Source organism: Hydrogenivirga sp., from assembly GCF_056450045.1.
Genome location: NZ_JBWONM010000075.1, coordinates 1 through 4222, shown reverse-complemented (window position 1 = coordinate 4222; position 4222 = coordinate 1). Strand labels below are relative to the sequence as shown.

General features: G+C 50.2%; 6 protein-coding genes. 5 read left to right on the top strand and 1 reads right to left on the bottom strand.

Annotation, left to right across the window (positions count from 1 at the left end):
- From pseI to AC1HCM_RS03115, 4 genes are all read left to right on the top strand, one after another.
- A partial coding sequence (gene pseI, locus AC1HCM_RS03130) for a pseudaminic acid synthase (RefSeq protein ID WP_479460321.1) occupies positions 1 to 687 on the top strand: 687 nt, incomplete at its 5' end.
- A gap of 9 nt (positions 688 to 696) precedes the next feature.
- The gene (locus AC1HCM_RS03125) at positions 697 to 1242 is read left to right on the top strand and encodes a Uma2 family endonuclease (protein ID WP_479460320.1); all 546 of its coding nucleotides are present in this window, start codon (positions 697 to 699) and stop codon (positions 1240 to 1242) included.
- 10 nt (positions 1243 to 1252) lie between these two features.
- On the top strand, positions 1253 to 2695 hold the full coding sequence (gcvPB, locus tag AC1HCM_RS03120; protein ID WP_479460319.1) for an aminomethyl-transferring glycine dehydrogenase subunit GcvPB: 1443 nt from the start codon (positions 1253 to 1255) through the stop codon (positions 2693 to 2695).
- Positions 2688 to 3251: a Uma2 family endonuclease gene (locus AC1HCM_RS03115; RefSeq protein ID WP_479460318.1), complete on the top strand. Its 564-nt coding sequence runs from the start codon at positions 2688 to 2690 to the stop codon at positions 3249 to 3251. Before gcvPB ends, AC1HCM_RS03115 begins: the two co-directional genes overlap by 8 nt.
- A 26-nt stretch (positions 3252 to 3277) precedes the next feature.
- Here AC1HCM_RS03115 and tpx read toward each other — a convergent pair whose 3' ends face one another.
- Complete coding sequence (gene tpx / locus AC1HCM_RS03110; RefSeq protein WP_479460317.1) at positions 3278 to 3790, bottom strand: thiol peroxidase; 513 nt, start codon at positions 3788 to 3790, stop codon at positions 3278 to 3280.
- A gap of 100 nt (positions 3791 to 3890) precedes the next feature.
- On the opposite strand from tpx, the gene metG reads away from it, so the two are divergent.
- A partial coding sequence (gene metG, locus AC1HCM_RS03105) for a methionine--tRNA ligase subunit beta (protein ID WP_479460316.1) occupies positions 3891 to 4222 on the top strand: 332 nt, incomplete at its 3' end.

Sequence of the window (4222 nt, the reverse complement as noted above, 5' to 3'; positions counted from 1 at the left end):
CTTGAAGAGCTTGGAGTTCCAGCCTACAAGATAGCCTCCTTTGAGATAACCGATATACCCCTGATAGAGTACGTGGCTTCAAAGGGAAAGCCAGTGATAATATCTACCGGCATAGCTACCCTTTCTGACATAGAAGAAGCTGTAAATGCTTGCAAGAGGGTCGGCAATGACCAGATAATTCTACTTAAATGCACCTCAGCCTATCCGGCACCTCTTGAAGAGGTTAACCTCAGAACCATACCCAACCTTGCTCAGACCTTTGGCTGTCCCGTAGGACTTTCAGACCACACCTTGGGTATATCAGTCCCAATAGCAGCTGTAGCCTTGGGAGCAAGGGTTATAGAGAAGCACTTTATCCTTTCCAAGGACATTGACTCTCCGGACAGGGAATTTTCTCTCACCCCTGAGGAGTTTTCTCAGATGGTAAAGGCTGTAAGAGAAGTTGAGAAGGCTCTCGGGAAGGTTTCCTACGAGCTAACAGAGAAGATTAAGAAGAGCAGAGAGTTTGCAAGGTCCCTGTTTGTGGTTAAAGACATAAAAGCCGGTGAGGTCTTTACAGAAGAAAACGTAAGGTCTATAAGACCGGGTTATGGACTCCATACGAGGCATCTAAAAGATATCCTTGGTAGAAGAGCCCGAAGAGATATAAAAAAAGGTACACCTCTTAGCTGGGATATGATAGATTGAGTGAAAGCTATGGGGTTAGCGGAAAGGCATCTTCCTCACTATACGGTCGGGGACTACATGAAATGGGAAGGGGATTGGGAGCTCATTGAGGGAATCCCCTTTGCCATGGCACCATCTCCTCTCGGAATTCACCAAGCTGTGGCTATGGAGATGGGAAGGCAGATCGCAAATCAGCTGGAGAACTGCAAACATCCCTGCTTTGTTTATCCTGAGCTTGATTGGATAATTTCGGAAGATACTGTTGTAAGACCCGACCTGTTAGTTATATGTAAAAAGATAAAGGAGTTCGTGAGAGAAACCCCCGAAGTTGTTATAGAAGTGGTATCTGCGAGCACAGCCCAAAAGGATGAGCACCTCAAGTTTGAGCTGTACCAGAGAGAGAAGGTCCCCTACTACATAATGGTGTATCCAGAATTTAAGAAGGTCAGGGTCTTTGCCCTTGAAAACAACAGCTTTACCAAGGTATTTGACTCAGACGAAGGGAATTTTGAGGTAAAGCTAAAAAACGGGTGCAGATTCCTGATAGATATAAACAGGCTCTGGTCTGCAATGTAGAATATTCACCATGGAACTCCTCTTTGAGCTGTCAAGGAAGGGAAGGAAAGGCTACAGACTGCCGGAGCTTGATGTCCGCCGTGTCCAGCCAGAAGAGGTGATACCTGAGGAGTACCTGAGGGAGGAGCTCAGGCTACCAGAGGTCTCGGAGCTTGAAGTAGTAAGGCATTTTACTAACCTATCCCAGCTCAACTACGCCATAGACACCACCATGGTCCCCCTTGGCTCCTGCACCATGAAGTACAACCCCCGCATAAACGAGGAGCTTGCCAAGAATGAGAGCTTCCTCGGTGTCCATCCCCTTACTCCCGAAGATTTCATTCAAGGAACGCTTCGCGTTGCTTATGAGTTAAAAGAGCTCCTCAAAGAGCTCGGTGGTTTTGCGGACGTCTCCCTCCAGCCTGCGGCGGGTGCTCAGGGGGAGCTTCTCGGTCTGATACTCATAATGGCTTATCACAGGGACAGGGGGAACACCCAGAAGAGAAAGGTTCTCATACCCGATTCAGCCCACGGGACAAACCCTGCAACCGCTGCAATCTGCGGCTTTGACGTTGTTACCGTAAAGAGCGATGAAAACGGCGAGCTTGACTGGGACGACTTCATGAAGAGGCTCGGAGACGACGTTGCCGCCCTAATGATAACGAACCCAAACACCCTCGGGATATTTGAGAGGAAGATAAAGGAGATGGCTCAGGAGCTTCACAAGAGGGACGCACTGCTCTACATGGACGGAGCCAACTTCAACGCTCTAGTCGGCGTGGCGAGACCTGGAGACTGGGGAGTTGACGTTATGCACTTTAACCTTCACAAGACCTTCTCAACCCCTCACGGGGGAGGTGGTCCGGGTAGCGGTCCAGTAGGGGTCTCTGAAAGGCTGAAGCCCTACATTCCGGCTCCTCAGGTTGAGTTTGACGGGAAGAGGTACTACCTCAACTGGGACATACCAAAGAGCGTAGGCTCTCTCCTTGCCTTCTACGGACACTTCGGGGTCTGGCTCAGAGCTTTAGCTTACCTGCTGAGCTACGGCAGGGAGATTGATAAGGTCTCAAAGTACGCCGTCCTGAACGCAAGGTATCTGAGGCATCTCCTCAAGGGTGTCTTTAAGGACCCTTACTCCCACGTTCCCTGCATGCACGAGTTCGTCCTCTCAGCGGTGAACCTTCTTAAGTACGGCGTTAACGCCATGGACGTTGCAAAGGGACTCCTTGACAGGGGTTTTTACGCACCCACAGTTTACTTCCCCCTCGTGGTTAGGGAGGCTCTGATGATAGAGCCAACGGAGACCGAAAGTCCCGACACCCTCAGAAGGTTCGCCCAGGCTCTAAAAGACATAGTGAGGGAGGCTAAGGAAGACTCTGATAGCCTGAAGTCAGCTCCCAAGAGGACTCCCGTTCGCAGGATAAAGGAGGCGGAAGCTAACAGGAAGCCTATATTGAGATATAGCCATGGGTAAAGCTACCGAAGAGAAGCTCTGGACTTACGAAGAGTATGCCAAGCTAAAAGATGACAAGAGGTACGAGGTTCTCGGAGGGAGGCTCGTTATGGCACCAGCACCCAGACCTTACCACCAGAGGATATCAAGGAACCTTGAGTTCGCCCTCTGGGATTACATCAAGAAGAAGAAGCTGGGGGAGGTCTTTTATGCGCCCATAGACGTTGTCTTGGGAGAGAGGTACGTTCTCCAGCCCGACATAATCTTCATCTCAAAGGAGAGGCTTGATATAGTGGACGAGGATAGAGCCATCTTTGGCGCCCCAGACCTCGTTGTTGAGGTTGTCTCACCCTCAACCCTGAGCAGAGACACCTTTGAAAAGAAGGAGATATACGAAAGCTTTGGAGTGAAGGAGTTCTGGCTCGTTTACCCCGATATGAGGTGTATAGAGGTTCTGGTTCTGGGTAAGGATGGAAAGTACTCTGTAAAGGACGAGGGGTGTCTAGGTGAGGGAAAGGAAGAGGTGAGCTCAGAGGTTGTAAAGGGGTTTAAGGTCAGGCTGAAGGATATATTTTGAAGGGGGAAAGCCCCCCCGAAAAAGACTCAAAGGAGAGCCTTGAGCTTTTCCATAACCTCGTCGTAGTTAGGCTCCTGGGTTATCTCCGGCACGAGCTGTTTGTAGGCTACCTTGCCATCGGTTCCAACTATGAAGACAGCTCTGGCGAGTATGCCCTTCAGAGCACCCTCACCTATAAGGACCCCGTACTTCTCCATATCCCTGTACCTGAAGTCGGAGGCAACGGTGACGTTTCCTATGTTGAAGCTCTCACAGAACCTCTTCTCGGCAAAGGGAAGGTCCATAGAAACCACGGTGACATCAACCTTGTCTCCGAGCTGAGCAACAAGCTCGTTGAACTTCTTGGTCTCCGTCTCACAGACGGGAGTGTCAAGGGATGGAACGGTAACTATGAGCTGAACCTTGCCCTTAGCTCCGCCTATCCTCTTCTCCTCAAGGTCCTTCGTAACAACTACAGCTTCGGGAGCGTCGTCTCCAACGTTTAGAGCAGGTCCCACGAGGGTAACTGTATTTCCCTTCAGCGTAACAGTTTCAGCCATGGCTTCCACCTCCTTTTATGGTCTTTGGAAATTCTATCAGCAGAAGGCAGAGCTTTTGATGTTCTCTGTCATAATAAGCCCTCTGGTATCATAATTCCCTATGGAAAGAAACGAGATAGGTATAGAGGACTTCCTAAAGCTAGACATCAGGCTCGCAAAGGTTCTTGAGGCTGAAAGGGTAGAAGGCTCCGAAAAGCTCCTAAAGCTCAGGGTCTCCCTCGGAGACGAGGAGAGAACGCTCGTTGCAGGGATAGCAAAGTTCTACAGCCCTGAGGAGCTCGTCGGCAAGAAGATACTCATGCTCACCAACCTGAAGCCGAGGAAGATATTCGGGATTGAGTCTCAGGGGATGGTTCTCGCCCTTTCCGACGGTGAGAAGATGTCCCTAATAGTCCCCGACAGGGACCTTAGAGAGGGTGCGAAGGCTAGCTG